We start from the raw sequence: 14,910 nt of genomic DNA, 5'->3' as shown, positions 1-14,910 counted from the left end.
ATTTTTGTGTCGGTTAAGCGGGATTAATCAAATACACCAAGGCTTCATAGGGTGCCAGTTGCATTTCTGGCATCAATGGCTTGGCTTCTGGGTAATTATGGCTCACCAAGTCTGCGTTCGGAGCAGGGGCGATAGGCAAGGTCGCTGTGACCGGTTCGCCATAAAAGTTACACACTACTACCAGTTGGCTATCACCGTTGTCGCGACGATACGCGAGCAATTGTGGGTGGTCAGGCAGCAAGTCCTGATAATCTCCCTCACGGATCACGGGTAAGGTTTTACGTAGGGAAATCAGCTGCTTGTAGTGATAGAACACCGAGTCTTTATCCGCCAGTGCGGTGTCGACATTGACGTCAACATAGTTAGGCGCAGGTTTTAGCCAGGGTGTGCCTTGAGTAAAACCGGCGTTTGCTGAGCTGTTCCACTGCATGGGCGTGCGTGAATTGTCGCGTGAGCGTGCAGCGAGAATGGCCAACACTTCCCCTTCAGGCATGCCTTGGTCGCAAAGCAGACGGTGCATGTTGCGACTTTCGACGTCTTGATAGTCATCAATATGTTGATAGCCAGGGTTGGTCATGCCAATTTCTTCCCCTTGATACACGTAAGGTGTGCCTTGCTGCATATGTATCGCAGTGGCGAGCATTTTGGCTGATTCGACCCGGTGGTGGCGGTCATCACCAAAGCGGCTGACCACACGTGGTTGGTCGTGGTTACACCAAAATAATGCGCCCCAACCTTGATTATGCAGGCCGTGCTGCCAAGTGCGGAACAGCTGTTTTAGGGCTAAGAAGTCAAACGGCGCCAGTCGCCACTTCTCACCGCCCGGGTAATCGACTTTTAAGTGGTGGAAGTTAAACACCATGGAGAGCTCTTTGCCATCTGGCGCGGAATACTGCTGACAGTGCTCTAAGGTGGTCGAAGACATCTCGCCCACGGTGACGCTGCCGTAACGCTGGAAAATATCGCGGCTGATCTCTTGCAAGTATTCGTGAACGCGGGGGCCGTCGGTATAAAAACGGCGACCATCGCCTTGGTGATCGTCGGGGAACGACTGATCTTTGGAGATCAAATTGATCACATCGAGTCGAAAGCCATCCACGCCTTTTTCTGCCCAAAAAGCCATCACGTCTTTGACGGCGGTCCGCACCGCTGGGTTTTCCCAGTTAAGATCGGCTTGCTCGGTGGCAAATAAATGAAGGTAATACTGACCGGTCGGTTCATGCCATTGCCACGCGCTACCGCCAAATTTTGATTGCCAGTTGTTTGGAACGCCGCCGTTAACCGGATCTTTCCAGATGTAATAGTCGCGATAGGGGCTGTCCTTGCTGGCAAGCGCTGATTGAAACCAGGGGTGCTCGGTTGAGGTATGGTTAATCACAATATCCATGATGATGCGGATGTCGCGTTTATGCGCTTCGGCCAGCAAGGTGTCGAAGTCGTCCATGGTGCCTAGGCTAGGATCAATCGCGTAATAATCGGCAATGTCGTAGCCGTTATCGACTTGTGGCGATACATAAATGGGGGTGAGCCACAAGGCGTCGATGCCCAAGGTCGAAAAGTAGTCCAGCTTTTCGATAATGCCTGGCAGATCACCTGTCCCTGTTTGCGTGGTATCACGGAAGCTCTTTGGATAAATCTGATAAATGGTGGCCGTTTTCCACCAGGGATTTGCGTGCATAATGTCTCTCTTAACGCTAAAAAAAGCGGGGAGCGTTCCCTCCCCGCAGACTGAAGGGGAATTAGATGACGGCCAGTTTGCCTTTGCTGGCTTGGCGGCGATACATAAAGGCGGTGAGTGCAATGGGCACGATAATGGCTATCAGCATCGCGACCGCATAAACACCCCAGAACTGTGGCTGAATGGATAAAATACCTGGCAGGCCACCCACACCAATGCCGTTGGCCATCACGCCGGAAAGACCACACACAATCGCCGCTAGGGCCGAGCCAACCATGGCGCATAGCATCGGGAATTTGTAACGTAAGTTAATCCCGTACATGGCCGGCTCCGTGACGCCAAGGTAGGCAGAAATCGCGGCAGGCACCGATATTTCGCGCTCGTTTTCTTTTTTGCTCATCCAAATGATCCCGACCACCGCCGAGGCTTGTGCAATGTTGGACAGGGCAATCAGTGGCCAAATAGGGGTACCGTTCATTTCTTGCATCAGCTGCAAGTCCACCGCGTTGGTGGTGTGGTGAACACCTGTGATCACTAAAGGTGCATAAAGGAAGCCGAACAGAGCCGCACCTATGTAAGCGTAATCGCCGGTCATCGCCGAACGGGCTAAGAAGGCGACACCATTACCGATTTCGCGGCCAAATGGGCCAATCAAGGTGTGTGCCAAGATCACGGAAGTCAGCAGCGCGACAAACGGCACCACCACAAGATAGAGGTAATCTGGAATAATCCGTTTTAACTGGGTTTCGATAAATGCCAACGCCATCCCCGCAAACATCGCCGGGATCACCTGCGCTTGATAACCGACTTTTTCAATCGAGAACCAGCCAAAGTCCCACACTTCGGGGATTTCTTTACCGATAAGGTAAGCGTTCATCAACTGGGGTGATACTAGGGTAATACCGAGCACGATACCCAAGATTGGCGTACCGCCCATTTTTCTCACCGTCGCCCAACAGACACCGACAGGCAGGAAGTGGAAGATGGCTTCGCCAAGCAGCCATAAGAAGCCGTGAGCGGTGGCCCAAAACTCGCTGATCTCGGTCAGGGTTTTGCCATCGAACATGCGGATATCACCGATCACATTACGGAAGCCGAGGATCAGACCGCCGGTGATGATCGCGGGAAGAAGGGGAACAAAAATTTCCGCGAGGTGTGAAATCGCACGTTCAGTTAGGCTCATATTTTGGCGAGCCGCTTGTTTGGCTTCGTCTTTTGATTGGCCCTCGACGCCGGTGGCTTGTTGTAACAGCGCGAAAGCTTGGTCGACGCTGGTGCCGATCACCACTTGAAATTGACCGGCACTGGTAAAGCAGCCTTTCACCATGGGGATCGCTTCAATCGCTGCGACATCGGCTTTCTCCGGATCGTTTAACACGAAACGTAAACGGGTGAGGCAGTGGCTTACGGTTGCAATGTTGTCTTTGCCGCCAATATGAGTAACCAATTGGTCAACGGCTTTTTTATCTATCTGGCTCATAAGCAATCCTGTATTGCTGTAGGGTATTCATTGGTAACGTTCCCACTAATTATGGATCGTACGATCGAATTTATCAGTGGAATCGTTCCCATTATTTGAAAACCATCACACAGAATTTTTTAACTGCTTGATTCATCGTGTGGAGAAAAGGTTAGGGCACCACGAGATGACACGGTTGTGTCCAATGCGTGATCTCAGTAGGCGTTTCATCAAGCTGCTTGAGCAATAGCTCGGCTGCATGCTGACCCGCTTGATGGTAACCCAGCTCCACACTGACTGCGCGTGGGAACATAAAGCGTAGCATGTCATGATTGCCAATGCCGCCAATGGCGATGTTTTCTTGATTTAGGGTTTGTAGGCGTTTTGCGACTCCCAAAGCGAGGGTGTCGGAGGCGCAGACAATGGCGTCAGTCTGCGGGGTTAACAAACAATCCGTCGCGGCATAGGCGGCATGCAGACTCATCTCACAACGATGGAGTTGTGGTGAAAGCTGGTGGGTTTGGCAGAAATGCTGATACGCATCAGAGCGGGCGAGACCTGTGGTTTCATCGCGCTCATCAATCCCCAAGAAGGCAATATGACGACATCCTTGATGATAAAAATGGTTCATCACTTGTGTGACTGCGCCTTGGTTGTCGTAACTGACACTGGCGTATTGCTGACTATCAACAGCCAGTACGACGCAGTTTGGAGCAAAGGGCGCTAACGCATTGAGATCGCAGCCAGAAAAACCAAAAAAGATAATTCCATCGACATTACGGCGTTTTAGTACATCCAGATGCGCTTGCGCTTTTTGTTGCGAAAATTGCGTTTCCATAATCGCGGCGTCATAGCCTCTGGCATACAAGGTATTGAGCAAGCCAGTCAGCGCGGTATTTTCGGAGTTGGAGCTCAGCTTAGCTACAATCACACCCACAACACCACTGCGTTGTGCTCGCATCGCCCGCGCGGATTTAGAAGGGAGAAAGTCGTGTTGGTCGATCACCGCTTGCACTTTAGCGCGTGTGCTGTCTTTAACGCGTGCGTCATTGTTTAACACACGGGATACGGTCGATTTCCCGACCCCGGCTAAGCGGGCAATATCCAAAATGGTTAATGGTTTTGTCATCTTTTTCTCTGTGATAGCGTTAAATCAGTGGCTTAGACACAGCGCCTTTACTTGTCATGATAACAGCCGTGATTGGCGCTTGCGATTTATTGATTAATTTGTAAACTACAGCCTGATTTTTGAACAACGACCTTTTTAGACTGAAATGATGATGAGCCACCCTGTCGTACAAACCATCAATAAGTGCCTAGTGCGCATGACCACCTTGACGCTCGCGGTATTGGCATTAAAGCTTAGCGCGATTTATTTAGTGCCGTTAGCGGTATTGATCAAAACGCACTTCAAAGAAATTGTCCACTGGTAAGCGCAGATAAAAAAACGCCCCGACATAGTCGAGGCGTAAATTTTGTTATCGCTTTTACTATATAAGTACGATCAATTACAGCACGTGCACTGATGTAGTATTGGTTGTGCCTGAAGGAACTAAAGCACCGGACACCATCACGACGATATCGCCTTTGTTGGCCAAGCCTGATTCGAGAGAGATGGTTTTACCGCGACGGTAGAACTCATCCGTGCTGTCGATGCTTTCGATCATCACGGGCGTCACCCCTTTAGTCAGACACAAGTGTGCGGCTGTTTTCGGATTAGTGGTTACCGCGATGATATTAGCCGTTGGGAAGTACTTACGTACTGAGCGTGCTGATTTGCCCGCTTCGGTCGCAACGACAATCAAAGGTGCGCCCAGTTTTTGAGATGTATCGACAGCGCCTTTACAGACCGCTTCGGTGATGCGCAGACGGCTGCTATCGAGACGAGAACCCAACGCAGGTGACATTTGACGGTCTGTACGCTCACAGATTTGCGCCATGATGCTTACCGCTTCTAATGGGTACTTACCTTTTGCAGATTCCCCTGACAGCATGACGGCATCGGTACCATCCATGATAGCATTCGCCACGTCACCGGCTTCAGCACGGGTTGGACGTGGGTTTTTGATCATCGAATCCAGCATTTGTGTTGCGGTAATAACCAGCTTGCGAGCACGGTTACATTTTTCGATCATCATCTTCTGCGCGAAGATCACTTCTTCAACCGGGATTTCTACACCCAGATCACCACGAGCAACCATGATGCCGTCTGAGGCCTCTAAGATAGCGTCAAAGTTGTCGACACCTTCTTGGTTTTCGATTTTAGAGATGATTTTGATGTCGCTGCCACCGTTTTGGGCGAGTAGCTCGCGGATTTCTTCCACGTCTTCTTTTTTACGGATAAATGAAGCGGCAACAAAATCAACACCTTGCTCACAGCCGAATTTAAGATCAGACTTGTCTTTTTCTGCCAATGCCGGAAGGCTAACGGAAACGCCTGGCAGATTAACGCCTTTGTTTTCACCTAGCTCGCCATTGTTCAGTACTTTACAAACCACTTCTTTTTCAGTCGTTTCTAGTACTTCCATCTCAAGCAGACCATCATCGACTAAGACAGTATTACCCGCTTTTAAATCCTGAGGTAAACCTTCGTAAGTGACCGCAACGCGATCTTTATTGCCCACGACAGAGGTATCTGTGGTGAAAGTGAAGGTTTGACCGGCTTCTAGCATGACATCGTCGCCATTTTCTAGTTTTACCGTACGGATCTCTGGACCTTTAGTATCCAGCAAGATAGCGGCTTGTTTACCCGTTTGCTTCATCACGTTACGTAGGTTAGCAATACGAGCACCGTGCTCTTGATAGTCACCGTGTGAGAAGTTAAGGCGCATAACGTTCATACCAGCTTCAACAAGCTGAGTCAGCATCTCTTCAGATTCGGTTTTTGGGCCAATCGTACATACGATTTTGGTCTTTTTCATCGACACATTTCTCCGGTCAAAAATTGAAACATAAGCTTGGTGCTTTCTCACAACACACTGAAAAAGTGTAATTTTACCACGCACTTTTTGCTCAAGTAGCTGTGAAAGCGAAACCTCTGCATTTTTCAATGGCGTTACCGCAACTAGGATAGCTGGGGTAACATCACTGTTTATCGCCTGTGAGTATAGATGGTCTGCGGTGATCTATGTTGATCACGGGCAATAAAGCCGCTATCGATTAGAAGACTTAAAGCACGCGATCTGAATATCCAAGCCCCTTTCTCCATTTGGGCGCGTAAATTTACCACAACTACCGATTTAAATCATTACAACAGCATGACAGGTTAATGAGGGGGGTAAGATATTTTTGTATTGATTACGCTTTCTGTTGACGCGCGCTCCTTTACCATACGACGTATTCCTTTTTGATTAGTTTCTATACCGTTAATGTCTAACTTGACATTATATGGTGTGATCTGGCTTCCAATTTGAACTGGATCATGCTTTTTTATTAAGTCTTTTGCGTTCTGTAAGAATTTATCTACCATCAAGACTCTTTTCATGGGCTGCCTAACAATGTTTGCGCGTATTTTACGGTTTTTGACAGGGATGCTGCTTATAGCCTGCACGTATGCAAGTACGTTTGCATGGGCTGACGACGCGTATCTGTCAGAAGAAAAAGACATACTAGTCGTTGCGCATTCGTCTGAATGGAAACCCTACAGCTACATACCGGGTAATGGTCAACCCAAAGGCTTATTGATTGATTTTTGGCAGGCTTACGCTAAATACAATCACGAATCGATTCAGTTTATGCTGCTCGACTGGGCTGACTCCCTTTCGTATATGAAAGAGGGAGGCAATCGCGTTCACGCGGGGTTACTCAAGTCTCCCGAACGTGAAACCTATTTGGATTATGTGGCGCCTATCTTCAATACTAATGGGTCTTTATATGTGCAAAATCAGGCGGGACAAGTTAGTAAAGATCCGTTAGCCGCAGACAAAGTGGTTGGCGTGGTGGCTGGCAGCTACGAATCTTGGTTTTTAGCTGAACATTATCCTAATGTGAAGCAAAGACGCTTTCGGCGTAATGAAACGTTATTTAGTGCCGCGCTCGATGGCGAAATCAGTGCACTCGTTGCCGATAGCCAAACCGCAAACTTTTATTTTTTGACGCAAGGTAAGCCGCTGGCGTTTGTTGCCGATCAAGTGCTGTATACGCGTCCGATTTATGCGGCGGTACCTAAAGGTAATCAAGCACTACTGAACGAGATACGTGCCGGCATTGATAACATCCCCGCACAAGAGTTACTGCGTATTAAACAAAAATGGATTAATACCGAACGCGTCGAAGCCTATCCCACTTGGCTTATCCCGAGTATCGCTCTTGCGGTGCTATTAGGCGCGGTGACCTATATTTTTATTCTAAAGCGTATGGTGTATAAGCGGACTGTTGCGCTGCGCCAAGCCAATTCACGTCTGCGAGAGTTTGCTAATACGGATCCTTTAACGCAGCTGTTAAACCGTCGTGGTTTAGACGCTTACTTTTCACGTCAAAAGCCCAAACTTAGCCGTCAGCAAGAAATGGGATTGATCCTGATTGATCTTGACCATTTCAAACAAGTCAACGATACCTACGGGCATATGCAAGGCGATAAAGTGTTGGTGCACCTTGCCAGCTACTTAAAGCGATTAGTCAAAAAAGGCGCTGCAGCACGTCTGGGAGGCGAAGAGTTCTGTGTGCTCTGTCCAACACCAAATTTAGATGCCTTGATTGAAATAGCGAATCATATTCGCTGCGATGTGGCGGATAGTGTATTTGAGTTTGACGGTGCTGATATACGGGTAACGGTCAGTATCGGTGCAATCATTGCCAGTGATGTTACCGATGATATGGACGCGTTAGAGCTTGATGCTTTGATTCATGCGGCAGATGTGTTGATGTATCGCGCTAAGCACCGAGGACGTAACCAAGTAATGCTCGCCTCGTCTCAATCGGTGAAGACGCCTATTTCAGCGATGTAATCCCCTTAGCGCGTTATACCTTATCAGACACAACATCCCACCAAGAAAGTCGGCTCCTTTTTAGGGGGCGTTTTTTTATCAACCGGTTATAGGGCGTGCACTGGTTTTTCTTTTGCTTTCTCTTGCAGCGCGACGAAAGTTAAATATACTGTGCATATATACAGGTATTTTGATGATGAAAACACTCGACCAATTAGCCCAGCAACACGGCCTATGGCGCGCTAGTCAGCGGCCGTTAATGGCGGAATTACCCGATAAAAAAGCGACCGGTTACAGCGCCTTTGATCAGCGTCTAGGGGGGCTCCCGTCTCCAGGTGTGACAGATATCATCAGTGACTATGGTGTCGGTGAGTTGCGGCTGGTGTTACCGGCGTTGTATCACGCTAGCGGTCAGCAGGTAGCGTGGATTCGTCCACCGGTTGGACTCAACGCAGCGATGCTACACCAGCAAGGCTATTTAACCGACAACACCTTGTTGGTGTCTCCCAAAAGCGATCAGGATGCGCTGTGGGCAGCCGAGCAAGCGGCGCGCAGTGGCGCGTGTCAGGCAGTCGTGTTATGGCCATCTTCGCTCACGGTGGGACAAGTTAAGCGTCTAAAACTGGCGGCCGAACATGGCCAATGTGCGGTGGTACTGTTGCGCCGCCAGCAGACGTATTCATTGACCTTGCCGGTCGATTTAAGCGTGGCGCTGGCCCCTTCTGCATGTGGTGTGACGGTCACGGTGCGCTATTGTCGCGGGCAATGGCCACCGGCCCCGTTTACCCTCGATTGGCGCACGCAATGGCCCGCGTTGGTAACCTGGCCGAGCAATGCAGAGAATTTGCTTGCCTTTCCTTCACGGCAACAGCGGGAGCAAGCGTGATGTCATTGTGGCTGTATCTGCATTGCCCAAACTTGCTGTTAGATAGCCTTTATGCGCCGTCATCGGTGCAAGCGGTGGGGCTGGTTAGCGAGCAAGAAGGCCGTTTAGTGCAGCTCTCTGTGGCGGCTAACACGCACGGTCTGAATACCGGTATGGGGTTAGGGGCTGCAGCGCTTATTTGTCATCAGCTCGCGGTCTATCCTTATTGCGCGGTGAAAGAGCAGTCCGCGCTTGAGCAGCTCGCCACACAGCTTTATCCGCTGGTCGCGGAAATCAGCCTTAATCCCCCTAAAGGTTTATGGCTACACGTGTCACCGATGTTGGCGCTATATCAAGGGTTTACTCCGCTATGGCAGGCCGTGACTCAAACGCTGGTGGAAAGTGGTATCCGTTATCAGGCAGGGGTGGGCCAAACGCCGCGTGCCGCCGAGCTTATGGCGTATGGCCACGCGGGCAAGATCAGTATCGACCCCGAGCATTTGCAGGCAGCGTTGCAGCAACTGCTGTTGGCTGCTGCCCCTTTACCGGAGACGGTGAAAACTCAGTTTACGCGTCTGGGCCTCTCTCGGTTAGGTGAGCTTATCGCCTTGCCCACCGCGTCGCTGACGCGACGTTTTCCGCGCACAGTGGTGGATTACCTTGCTGAAGTGCGTGGCGCCCAGCCGACGCCATTGCGCTATTTTCAGCCACCGCTGCAATTTTTTCAGCAACGGATTTTGTTGTTTGAGCTCAGTGAGCAAGCCCATTTATTGCCCATTATCGAGAATCTCGTCTCGGCACTGTGCCACTTTCTTGAGCAGCGTAGTGCCTGCACGCCTGCGCTGACGTTGGGGTTTAGCTTGCGTGATAATCGCGAAGAAACCCTTTCCGTGGTGGCCGCGCATGGTGAGAAAGACACCGATCGCTGGATGGCGTTGGTGCGTTTACGCCTGGCGTCATGGCAAGTAAGCCAGCCAGTAACGGCGGTGAGTGTGGCTGCCACGCACATCGATTGCCACCAACCCGGCCAAGTGGATCTGTTTAGCCCGCAGCAAGGTGTTCAAAGCCGCGATGAGTTGGTTGCGACTCTGGCGGCCCGATTAGGGGAGGAGGCGGTCATGCGGTTAGCGTATGTGGATCATCACCGTCCCGAGGCCGCGAGTCAGCACCTACCGCATCATCAACGCGTTACTCAGCCAACGTCGGTGCCGACGCGCCCGCGTCCAAGTTTATTATTGCCGCAGCCTACGCCACTGGTGGGTAAGGTCACTTTACGTGAAGGGCCGGAGCGGATTGTCACGGGCTGGTGGGAAGATGCGCCTATCCAGCGCGATTACTTTATTGCTCAAAACGCTCAGCAACAATGGCTATGGGTATTTCGCACGCCAGAGCAAACTTGGTTTTTACACGGTTGGTTTAGTTAGACGGTGAAGCGATGAGTACGTATGCCGAGCTGGTATGTTGCAGCAATTTCTCCTTTCTTGAGGGCGCCTCACACCCGGAAGAGCTGGTGGCGCAAGCGGCGGCATTGGGCTATCAAGCGCTCGCGATCACCGATGAATGCTCGGTCGCAGGCGTGGTGCGTGCGTATCAAGCTCAGCGTGGTTATCCGCAGCTTTCGCTGATCATTGGCAGTCGCTTTCGTCTGCAGGCGTTAGATATTGTTCTGCTGTGTCCCACCCAAGCGGCTTACCAAGAGCTGTGTCGGATTATCACCAATGCGCGGCGGCGCAGTCACAAAGGCGATTACCAGCTGAGCGAGTGGGATCTGATGTCGATACGTCATGGCTTGGTGCTATGGCTACCCAGTGGCGCGGAGAGTGATCATCATTGGGCGACGTGGCTGCTGCGTTATCATGCTGAGCGCTTGTACCTGGCTGTGCGCCGCGATTTAGCAGAACACGATCATCCGTATCTGGCGCACTGTCGCATGCTGGCAAGCCAGTATCAACTTTGTGTGACAGCGTGTGGTGATGTGCAGATGCATCACCCTGAGCGACTAGCATTACATCATACTTTAACCGCGATTTGGCATCGTCAGCCTGTGGCTGAATTGGGGCAGACTTTATTGCCCAATGCAGAGCGGGCTTTACGCCCGCTATCTAAGTTACAGACTCTATTCCCACCCGAGTGGCTAGCGGAAAGTGCCAAGATTGCCGCTCAGTGTCAGTTCTCCTTGGCGAGCCTCAAATACAGCTACCCCAAAGAAGTGGTGCCAACCGGCGAGTCTGCGATGGCGTATCTGCGTGACGCGGTCAAGCAAGGCGCACAGCAGCGTTTCCCCAAGGGGGTACCCAGTGACGTGGGAGCCATCATTGAAAAAGAGCTCGCGCTTATCGAGGCGCTCGATTACCCGTATTACTTTTTGACCATTTACGATCTGGTGCGCTTTGCTCAATCGCGTGGGATCTTATACCAAGGGCGCGGCTCGGCGGCGAACTCGGTGGTGTGTTATTGCTTAGGGATCACCGCGGTGGATCCGTGCAAAGTCGATGTGCTGTTTGAGCGTTTTATTAGTAAAGAGCGCGACGAGCCGCCGGATATTGATGTGGACTTTGAGCACCAGCGCCGTGAAGAAGTGATCCAGTATTTGTATCAAAAATATGGCCGTGAGCGGACTGCCTTAGCGGCAACCGTGATCCGTTATCGGCTTAAAAGTGCACTGCGTGATGTGGGCAAAGCGTTGGCGATCCCCGCTAGCCAGATTGATTTTTTTATTCAAAACCTCAATCGGCGCGATAAAACTCAGCCTTGGACGCAGCAACTTCAACAGTTGGGCCTCGATCCTAAAAGCGCGAAAAGCCAACAATGGCTGTCGCTTACCCAGACATTGATCGGCTTTCCGCGCCACCTTTCTCAGCATGTCGGTGGCTTTGTGATTGCAGATGGGCCTTTGTATGAGTTGGTGCCGGTGGAAAATGCGGCGATGGCAGAGCGGACGGTGATCCAGTGGGATAAAGACGATCTGGAAACGCTGCATCTGATGAAAGTCGACGTACTGGCACTGGGCATGCTCACCGCGATTCGACGTACCTTTGATTTGATTGCTCAAACCGGTGGCCCTCGCTTGAGTTTGGCGGCGATCACTCAACAAGGCGATGATCCGGCGGTGTTTGCGCGCATTCAGCACGCCGATACCGTAGGGGTATTTCAAATTGAGTCACGGGCACAAATGAGTATGCTACCGCGGCTCAAACCGGCTTGTTATTATGATTTGGTGATCCAAATTGCCATTGTCCGCCCCGGCCCGATTCAAGGTGACATGGTGCATCCGTATTTAAAGCGCCGTGATGGGGAAGAAGTGGTGAGCTACCCGTCCAAAGCGGTTGAGCAAGTGCTGGCGCGTACGCTTGGAGTGCCCATTTTTCAAGAGCAGGTGATCAAACTGGCGATGGTGGCAGCCGGTTTTTCTGGTGGCGAAGCGGATCAGCTGCGTCGTGCGATGGCCGCATGGAAGAAAAAGGGTGGACTGGCGCCGTTTCGCGACAAATTGATTACTGGGATGACCGCGCGTGGCTATCGCGCCGACTTTGCCGAGCAGCTTTACCGGCAAATCTGCGGGTTTGGTGATTATGGTTTCCCAGAAAGCCACTCGGCGTCGTTTGCGGTCTTGGCCTATGTGTCGGCGTGGCTGAAGCATTATTATCCCGCCGCGTTTTATACCGCCTTGCTCAATAGCCAGCCGATGGGGTTTTACTCGCCGTCACAACTGATGCAAGACGCCACGCGCCATCAGGTACCCGTGTTGCCGGTTTGTGTGCAACACTCGGGGGCGGATCATTGCTTAGAAAAGGTCGACGATCACTGGGGCGTGCGGCTGGGATTGCGATTAGTCAAAGGGTTGAGTGCGGCGGCGATAGACCGATTGTTGGTCCATCGTCCAGAGTCGGGGTTTGCGTCTTTGTCGGCACTGCAAGAAATTAACCTTGACCGCGATGCCTATCAAGCCCTAGCCAGCAGTGGCGCATTGGCGGCGCTGGCTGGCAATCGCTATCAGGCGCGCTGGGCACTGATGGATCAGCAGCGGCAACTGCCGCTACTGGCCACCAGTGACGATGAGGTTGTCTTGCCTCATTCGCCTTCCCAGTGGCAAAACGTGATTGAAGATTACGCGGCCTTGGGGCTGTCGCTCACCGATCATCCTATTCGTTTGATGGCGCAAGCCGGCACGCTGGGCCGTTTTACCCGCGGCGTTGAGTTATCACAGTGTGCGCCGCAAAGCTGGGTTGCGGTGGCGGGCGTGGTGACGGGCAAGCAATCACCAGGTACCGCCAGTGGTGTAACCTTTGTCACCTTGGAAGATGATACCGGCAATATTAATGTGGTGGTCTGGGCGGGGACGGCACGGGCGCAATCCCGTGCTTTTATGCAAGCCAAGGTGTTGAAAGTGCATGGCATTGTCGAGCGTCAGGGCGAGGTGGTGCATGTAATTGCCGGTAAGTTGATTGACCTTACCCCTAAGCTCACCGCCTTGTCGGTTACGTCGCGTGAGTTTCGTTAATAGGGTGTGCCCGCGATTTGCTGATCGCTTGGCGAAGCGCATGCCGCAATCGCCTGAATACGTTGGCGATGAAGCTCATCACGAATCGCTGCCCCTTTAAAGCCAGCGTCGACAATCGGCTTTACATCGACGTTCTCGGCACAGGCAAAGCGCTCACGTAAGGCATCGGCTTGCGGGTAATGATAATTTTCACGTCCCTTGCGGCCACGCACATCGGCTAAACATGCCAAGGCCAATTGCTCAACCCGTTCAGGTTTTCGCCACGCATCAATTTGATTAAATAATGCCACCCAATGCTCGGGGCTGAGTTGATCGCATTTATGGATCTTAGAGTGATGTGCACTGACTACCAAGGCTAAATCTCTGCATTGATTGGGGATTTTAAGCCGCTCGCACAGATCTTTTATCACCGGCAGCCCACGATCGCCATGGCCGCGATGGCCGGGCAAGATGGAGGAAGGGGTGAGGGCTTTACCGAGATCATGGACTTGTGCAGCAAAGCGAATGCATTTGTCATCGGTCAACGAGGCGGCATAACGGCTGACCATTTCAGTGTGGATGCCGGTATCGATCTCAGGGTGCCAGTTGGCAGGATTCGGCACGCCGTACAGGGCGTCGATTTCAGGAATTACTACCGCAAGTGCACCACAATCGCGCAGCACAGCAAGAAACACATCGGGACGATCACTGCCAAGCGCTTTCTCCCACTCCCGCCAAACTCGCTCTGGGGTGAGGTGGGCAAGTTCGCCGTTGGCGACCATCGTTTTCATCAGCGCCAATGTATCGTCGGAAATGGTGAAGCCGAGAGGCGCAAAGCGGGCGGCAAATCGTGCCACACGTAGCACCCGCAATGGGTCTTCGCTAAAGGCGGGCGAGACATGACGTAACATCCGGTTGTGTAAATCTTGCTGACCGCCATAAGGGTCAATCAAGGTGCCATCTTCATCTTGGGCAATGGCGTTTATAGTGAGATCACGCCGCTGAAGATCGGCCTCTAACGAGATATCTGGCGAAAAGTCACACACAAAACCGGTGTAGCCTTGGCCCGATTTACGCTCTGTGCGTGCTAATGCGTACTCTTGATGCGTTTCTGGATGCAAAAAGACTGGGAAGTCTTGGCCAACTTGTTGATAGCCTGAGGCTTGCATTTGCTTCACTGTCGCGCCCACCACGACCCAATCTTTGTCCGTGACCGGTAAACTTAACAACGCATCGCGTACCGCGCCGCCGACAAGATAGTGTTTCACACAAAGCTCCTTGGTTGCAGAAAGTGAAGAAACAGCAAAGATGCTGAGTCATACCTTCATAGAAGTATACATATAGCGTAGCAGCACGCCCACCGTGTGCTGATAATGGTTATCGTTGGATGGCTAATCGTTAGCTCGCCAATGAAAGATGGGGTTGCTCATCAACGACGAGATAGAAAAACGCGGGATAAAACGTAAACGATATAAACGTGGCGATCTAAATAAAATAGGCTGC

The 14,910-nt window shown here is 51.6% G+C and carries 10 protein-coding genes; 5 read left to right on the top strand and 5 right to left on the bottom strand.

Annotation, left to right across the window (positions count from 1 at the left end; translation table 11 throughout):
* Positions 1–13: 13 nt before the first annotated feature.
* The 3 genes from treC to treR form a co-directional block, all read right to left on the bottom strand.
* Positions 14–1,678 carry an alpha,alpha-phosphotrehalase gene (treC, locus tag BZG75_RS06185; RefSeq protein WP_077459948.1) on the bottom strand — a complete coding sequence of 555 codons (1,665 nt, stop codon included), beginning with the start codon at positions 1,676–1,678 and terminating at the stop codon, positions 14–16.
* Between the two features lie 61 nt (positions 1,679–1,739).
* The gene (gene treB, locus BZG75_RS06180) at positions 1,740–3,158 is read right to left on the bottom strand and encodes a PTS trehalose transporter subunit IIBC (RefSeq protein ID WP_077459947.1); all 1,419 of its coding nucleotides are present in this window, start codon (positions 3,156–3,158) and stop codon (positions 1,740–1,742) included.
* Positions 3,159–3,309: 151 nt separating this feature from the next.
* Positions 3,310–4,266 carry a trehalose operon repressor TreR gene (gene treR / locus BZG75_RS06175; protein WP_077459946.1) on the bottom strand — a complete coding sequence of 319 codons (957 nt, stop codon included), beginning with the start codon at positions 4,264–4,266 and terminating at the stop codon, positions 3,310–3,312.
* A 151-nt stretch (positions 4,267–4,417) separates the two neighbouring features.
* Here treR and BZG75_RS15380 point away from each other — a divergent pair, with 151 nt between their 5' ends.
* Positions 4,418–4,570, top strand: a complete 153-nt coding sequence (locus tag BZG75_RS15380; protein ID WP_021023381.1) for a hypothetical protein — start codon at positions 4,418–4,420, stop codon at positions 4,568–4,570.
* 75 nt (positions 4,571–4,645) lie between these two features.
* Here BZG75_RS15380 and pykF read toward each other — a convergent pair whose 3' ends face one another.
* Positions 4,646–6,058, bottom strand: coding sequence for a pyruvate kinase PykF (gene pykF / locus BZG75_RS06170; RefSeq protein ID WP_021023382.1), 1,413 nt, complete (start codon positions 6,056–6,058; stop codon positions 4,646–4,648).
* 561 nt (positions 6,059–6,619) lie between these two features.
* Between pykF and BZG75_RS06160 the strand changes: the two genes are divergently transcribed.
* The 4 genes from BZG75_RS06160 (at position 6,620) to BZG75_RS06145 (ending at position 13,428) form a co-directional block, all read left to right on the top strand.
* Complete coding sequence (locus BZG75_RS06160) at positions 6,620–8,083, top strand: transporter substrate-binding domain-containing diguanylate cyclase (protein WP_077459944.1); 1,464 nt, start codon at positions 6,620–6,622, stop codon at positions 8,081–8,083.
* Positions 8,084–8,255: 172 nt separating this feature from the next.
* Positions 8,256–8,948 carry a translesion DNA synthesis-associated protein ImuA gene (gene imuA, locus BZG75_RS06155; protein ID WP_077576474.1) on the top strand — a complete coding sequence of 231 codons (693 nt, stop codon included), beginning with the start codon at positions 8,256–8,258 and terminating at the stop codon, positions 8,946–8,948.
* Entirely contained in the window at positions 8,948–10,351 is a 1,404-nt protein-coding gene (locus BZG75_RS06150; protein WP_077576473.1) for a Y-family DNA polymerase, read from the top strand. Before imuA ends, BZG75_RS06150 begins: the two co-directional genes overlap by 1 nt.
* 11 nt (positions 10,352–10,362) lie before the next feature.
* Entirely contained in the window at positions 10,363–13,428 is a 3,066-nt protein-coding gene (locus BZG75_RS06145) for an error-prone DNA polymerase (RefSeq protein ID WP_077576472.1), read from the top strand.
* Here the strand turns inward: BZG75_RS06145 and BZG75_RS06140 are convergent.
* Positions 13,425–14,675, bottom strand: a complete 1,251-nt coding sequence (locus BZG75_RS06140) for a multifunctional CCA addition/repair protein (protein ID WP_077576471.1) — start codon at positions 14,673–14,675, stop codon at positions 13,425–13,427. The genes BZG75_RS06145 and BZG75_RS06140 overlap by 4 nt on opposite strands.
* Between the last annotated feature and the right edge of the window lie 235 nt (positions 14,676–14,910).

Origin of the sequence: Salinivibrio sp. AR640, from assembly GCF_001995405.1 — a bacterium.
Taxonomy (GTDB): domain Bacteria; phylum Pseudomonadota; class Gammaproteobacteria; order Enterobacterales; family Vibrionaceae; genus Salinivibrio; species Salinivibrio costicola.
Note: the sequence above shows the minus strand (reverse complement) of the source record. Positions and strands in the feature narration are given on the sequence as shown.

What these genes read in the sequence shown, in the direction of transcription:
- treC (WP_077459948.1), bottom strand. Translation starts at nt 1,678, where the DNA reads ATGCACGCAAATCCCTGGTGGAAAACGGCCACCATTTATCAGATTTAT.
- treB (WP_077459947.1), bottom strand. Translation starts at nt 3,158, where the DNA reads ATGAGCCAGATAGATAAAAAAGCCGTTGACCAATTGGTTACTCATATT.
- treR (WP_077459946.1), bottom strand. Translation starts at nt 4,266, where the DNA reads ATGACAAAACCATTAACCATTTTGGATATTGCCCGCTTAGCCGGGGTC.
- BZG75_RS15380 (WP_021023381.1), top strand. Translation starts at nt 4,418, where the DNA reads ATGAGCCACCCTGTCGTACAAACCATCAATAAGTGCCTAGTGCGCATG.
- pykF (WP_021023382.1), bottom strand. Translation starts at nt 6,058, where the DNA reads ATGAAAAAGACCAAAATCGTATGTACGATTGGCCCAAAAACCGAATCT.
- BZG75_RS06160 (WP_077459944.1), top strand. Translation starts at nt 6,620, where the DNA reads ATGGGCTGCCTAACAATGTTTGCGCGTATTTTACGGTTTTTGACAGGG.
- imuA (WP_077576474.1), top strand. Translation starts at nt 8,256, where the DNA reads ATGATGAAAACACTCGACCAATTAGCCCAGCAACACGGCCTATGGCGC.
- BZG75_RS06150 (WP_077576473.1), top strand. Translation starts at nt 8,948, where the DNA reads ATGTCATTGTGGCTGTATCTGCATTGCCCAAACTTGCTGTTAGATAGC.
- BZG75_RS06145 (WP_077576472.1), top strand. Translation starts at nt 10,363, where the DNA reads ATGAGTACGTATGCCGAGCTGGTATGTTGCAGCAATTTCTCCTTTCTT.